The 5091-nt window shown below is 61.0% G+C and carries 3 protein-coding genes; all 3 read right to left on the reverse strand.

The genetic code is table 11. The features are described from left to right. A partial coding sequence (locus RMO23_RS15315) for a hydantoinase/oxoprolinase family protein (protein WP_309683336.1) occupies positions 1-2882 on the reverse strand: 2882 nt, incomplete at its 3' end. A gap of 147 nt (positions 2883-3029) precedes the next feature. Then, positions 3030-4325, reverse strand: a complete 1296-nt coding sequence (locus tag RMO23_RS15320) for a TRAP transporter large permease subunit (protein ID WP_309683339.1) — start codon at positions 4323-4325, stop codon at positions 3030-3032. Between the two features lie 42 nt (positions 4326-4367). Next, positions 4368-4883, reverse strand: coding sequence for a TRAP transporter small permease (locus RMO23_RS15325; protein ID WP_309683342.1), 516 nt, complete (start codon positions 4881-4883; stop codon positions 4368-4370). Positions 4884-5091: the final 208 nt, after the last annotated feature.

The raw sequence follows: 5091 nt of genomic DNA on the forward strand, positions 1-5091 counted from the left end.
CGGTTCTGCGTGTCGACACGAATCGCCACCCTGATCTGCGCACCGTTGTCCAGCGGCAGCGTAAACTCACCGTCTTTCAGGCGCGTGATGACGCGGCGCACCGACTCTTCGGCGTTGTCCTGCACATGGCGCATGTAGGCCTGCACCACGCCCAGGCTGAACTGCTCAACCATCTTGCGCAGCTCCTGCACGCCTTTTTCGTTGGCGGCAATCTGCGCTTTCAAATCCGCCATGTTCTGCTGCGGGTTGCGGCTCGGGTATTGGCCGCTTTTCAGCAAGGCAATCATCTCGGCCTCGCGCAGCACTCCGCGATCCACCAATTTGACGTTGTTGATCTGCACGCCCTCTTCTTCAATGCGCGTGGAGAACGGCGGCATGGAACCTGGTGTGATGCCGCCTATGTCGGCATGGTGACCGCGCGAGCCGACGTAGAACGTGGGTGTATCCCCTGCGGACGTACCGAGGTAGACCGGCGTGATCACGGTGATGTCTGGCAAATGCGTACCACCGTGGTAGGGGTCGTTCAGCACATAGACATCGCCCGGCTGCATCTTGCCCGCGTTTTCGCGGATCACGGTCTTGATGCTCTCGCCCATCGAGCCCAGGTGCACCGGCATGTGCGGCGCGTTGGCAATCAGGTTGCCCCCGGTATCAAACAGCGCGCAGCTGAAGTCCAGCCGCTCCTTGATGTTGACCGAGTAAGCGGTGTTCTGCAGCTGCAGCCCCATCTGCTCGGCGATGTTCATGAAAAGGTTGTTGAACACCTCCAGCAGCACCGGATCCACGGTCGTGCCTGCCGCAAATTTGATAGCACGCTCGGCCCGCCGGTCAAGGACGATGTGGTCCAAAGCCGTTAAAACGGCCTCCCAGCCGGGCTCCACCACGGTGGTGGCGTTTTTTTCGGCAATGATGGCCGGCCCACTGATGACGTCGCCCGGCTGCAGGTCTTCACGTACCACCAGCGCCGCGTCGTGCCACTGGCCGCCCGAGTACATGCGCACGGTTTCGCGGCGCGGCACTTCGCGCGGCTCGTGGGTGGCGTGGCGCGCTTCGGCCGGCGCGTCGCCGGCCACCACGGCTTCTACCGACACGGCTTCAACAATCAAGCCTTTGCCCTGCATCAGGAATGAAAAGCGCTGGCGGTAAGCGGCCTCGAAACCCGCTTCGATCTTCTCAAAATCGCCGAAAGGAACGATCAGCGCGGCGTCGCTGCCTTCGTAGCGCACATGTACGCGGCGATGTGTCGTGATCAAGCCGGTACTGAGCTGCTGGCGCTGCAGTTCGGCTTCGGCGGTGGCCGCCAGCACATCCAGCCTGGCCGCTACTTCGGGCAACGCCGCCTCGGAAAGCTTCAGCTCGACCGCCTGCTCACGGATCACGTTCTGGTCGGCCAGGCCCATGCCGTAGGCGCTGAGCACACCGGCCAGCGGATGCACAAACACCCGCGTCATGCCCAGCGCATCGGCCACCAGGCAGGCATGCTGGCCACCGGCACCGCCAAAACACTGCAAGGTGTAGCGCGTCACGTCATAGCCGCGCGCCACCGAAATTTTCTTGATGGCATTGGCCATCTGCTGCACGGCGATGCTGATAAAGCCTTCAGCCACCACCTCGGCGCCGCGGCCGGTCTGCTCGGCCAGTTCGGTGAACTGGGCCTGCACCGCCTCGGCATCCAGCGGCTCATTGGCCTGGTGACCGAACACTTTTGGAAAGTAACGCGGCTGGATCTTGCCCACCATCACATTGGCATCGGTCACTGCCAGCGGCCCGCCGCGGCGGTAACTGGCCGGCCCCGGGTTGGCGCCAGCGCTCTGCGGCCCGACGCGAAAACGTTCGCCGTCAAATTTCAGGATGGAGCCGCCGCCCGCAGCCACGGTGTGAATGCTCATCATGGGCGCGCGCATGCGCACACCGGCGACCTGGGTTTCAAACTCGCGCTCGAACTCGCCCGCGTAATGCGACACATCGGTGGACGTGCCGCCCATGTCAAAACCGATCACCTTCTCAATGCCGGCAATGGCCGCCGTGCGCGCCATGCCGACAATGCCGCCGGCCGGTCCGCTCAAAATCGCGTCCTTGCCCTGGAACACATGGGCGTCTGTCAAGCCGCCGGAGGACTGCATGAAAAACAGTTTGACGCCCGGCATCTCACCGGCTACCTGTTCCACATAGCGGCGCAATATCGGCGACAGGTAGGCATCGACCACCGTGGTGTCACCCCGGCTGACGAACTTCATCATGGGGCTGGTCTCGTGCGAGGTGCTGATCTGCGTGAACCCGGCTTCCTGGGCGATTCGCTTGGCGGCCTTTTCATGGTCGGTAAAGCGGTAGCCGTGCATGAAAACAATCGCAACACTGCGCAGCCCCTTCTGGTATTTCACCACCAGCTCTTCTTTTAATAGCACTTCATCCAGCGCCTGGAGCACCTCACCCTGCGCGCCGACTCTTTCATGGGCTTCGACGACGGCGCTGTACAGCAGCTCCGGGAGCACGATGTTGCGGTCGAACAGCCGGGGACGATTCTGGTACGCAATGCGCAGCGCGTCACGAAAGCCGCGTGTAGTGACCAGCAGCGTGGGCTCCCCTTTTCGCTCAAGCAAGGCATTGGTCGCCACCGTGGTGCCCATCTTCACGCAGTCCACCACGTCAGCTGGAATGGGCTCGCCGGCTTTCAGGCCCAGCAGGTGCCGGATGCCGGCGACCGCCGCATCGCGGTTTTGCTCCGGGTTTTCAGACAGCAGCTTGTGCGTGGTCAGCGAGCCGTCGGGCTTTTTGGCGACGATGTCGGTGAAGGTGCCGCCGCGGTCTACCCAGAACTGCCAGCGCCCGCTGCCCGTGTTGGATGTGTTTTCCTGAGCCATTTGTCGAAGTTCTTTAGTCATGGTGATCGTATCCATTCTCGCGAGAAGCGCTCGCCCGTATCGGGGGCGGAGCAGCAGGTTTCATGGTCGGCGCCTCTGAGGGCGGGCGTTTGCGTCGCGTAATTTCGTAATTGGGTAAATGCGTAGGGGCGAAATGCCGTATCGGGTTCAGGCCATCTGGCGCGGCAACCAGAGCACGATGTCCTGGAAGAAGTAGGTGCCCAGCACGGCCAGCATCATCAGCACAAACAGCGGGAACGCAGTGCGTGCGATGTAGGTAATTTCTTTTTTGGTGAGGCCCTGAATGACGAACAGATTGAAGCCCACCGGCGGGGTGATTTGCGCCATCTCCACCACCAGCACGATGAAGATGCCAAACCAGATCAAGTCCAGGCCCGCGGCCTGCACGGTCGGCAGCAACACCGCCATGGTCAGCACCACCATGCTGATGCCATCCAGAAAGCAGCCCAGCACGATGAAAAACCCGGTCAGCAACACAATCAGGCCAAAGGGCGAGAGGTGCAGGCCGCCGATAAACTCGGCTAGGTGCCGCGGCAGGCCAATAAAACCCATGGCCAGTGTCAAAAAGGCCGCGCCCGCCAGGATCAAGCCGATCATGCAGTAGACGCGGCAGGCGGCGACCAGCCCTTCCTTGAACTTTTCCCAATTAAGTGAGCCTTCAATTTTGGAAAGGGCCAGCGAGCCCGCGACCCCAAGCGCCGCCGCCTCGGTGGCGGTGGCCACGCCTGAATAAATGGAGCCCAACACCAGGCCAATCAGCGATACCACAGGAATCAGGTGGCGCGAAGCGTAGATTTTTTGCACGAAAGTCATGCCCGCGTCAGCCGCCGGAATCTTGCCCGGGTTGAGCAGCGACCACACCACGATGTAGCCCATGAACAAGACGGCAAGCAGCAGACCCGGAATCACACCGGCAATAAACAGCTTGGCAATCGATACGTTCGCGGCCACGCCATACACAATCATGATGATGGACGGTGGAATCAGCAGCCCCAGCGTGCCGGCGCCTGCCAGCGTGCCGATGGAAATATCTTCGGGATAGCCGCGCTTTTTCAACTCTGGAAGTGTGATCTTGCCAATGGTGGCGCAGGTGGCGGCGGACGATCCCGAGACGGCTGCAAAAATGGTGCAGCCAATCACGTTGACGTGGAGCAAACGGCCCGGCAGGCGGTTTAGCCAGGGCGCCAGGCCCTTGAACATGTCTTCCGACAATTTGCTGCGAAACAGGATTTCGCCCATCCACAAAAACAGCGGCAGCGCAGTCAGCGTCCAACTCGACGTTGTGCCCCAGATGGTCAACACCATGCTGTCGCCCACCGGGCGCGAGGTAAACAACTCCATCGCCAGCAAGGCCACACCGAGCAGCGACATACCGATCCAGGCGCCCGAGCCAAGCACCGCGAACAGCAGCACGATCAAAAACAGCGTAACAAATATTTCCATGGGGAGTGTCTCGTTTAGTTCTTGCTTAGTTTTGTTAGGGGCTTATTCGGTTTTGGCCAACTCGCCTTCGGCGTGTACATCAAAAAATGCCTTGCCTTTCCAGTGCGCCCACAAGGCGTGGACAAACGCCGCCGCCAGACCGATACAGCCCAGGGCCATGGCCAGTTGCGGAATCCACAGGGGCGAAGCGTCTGCCGACGGCGACACGTCATGCGTGGCGTACGAGACCCACACCAGGCGGCACGCAAACCAGGCCAGGTAGCTACTCAGCGCCGAGGCGGCAATGAGGCACCAGTACTCCAGCAGGTTTTGCGCTCGGGCAGGCAGGCGCTGCATCACCAAAGTCACGCGGATATGGTCGCCGTGCTTGAGTGTGCCGGGCAGCGCCAGAAACAGCGTGGCGGCAATCGCGTAACCCGCATAAGCGTCCAGGCCCTGTACGTCCCAGCCGAACTCGCGCGCTGCCACCCCCAGCATGATGGCGGCGAAGGCGGCCAGCATGGACAGGCACGACAGCCCCATTAAAAACCGATAAAACTTATCCAGCAGGTTTGCCATGACGCTCTCCAGTCAACCAGGGTGGGTGCGCAGTTTGCTATTTTTTTAATAGCTGTTTACGCCCGATATCATTGGGCTAGAGCCCAATTTAATTCATTATTTCTTGCGGAAGTCATCCACGATGCGCTGACCGTCGGCACCGGCGATTTTGAGCCAGTCACCGGTCATGGTGTCGCCAATGGCAAGCAGTTCCTTGCGCAGCGCATCG

It is taken from the genome of Polaromonas sp., assembly GCF_031411155.1.
GTDB lineage: Bacteria > Pseudomonadota > Gammaproteobacteria > Burkholderiales > Burkholderiaceae_C > Polaromonas.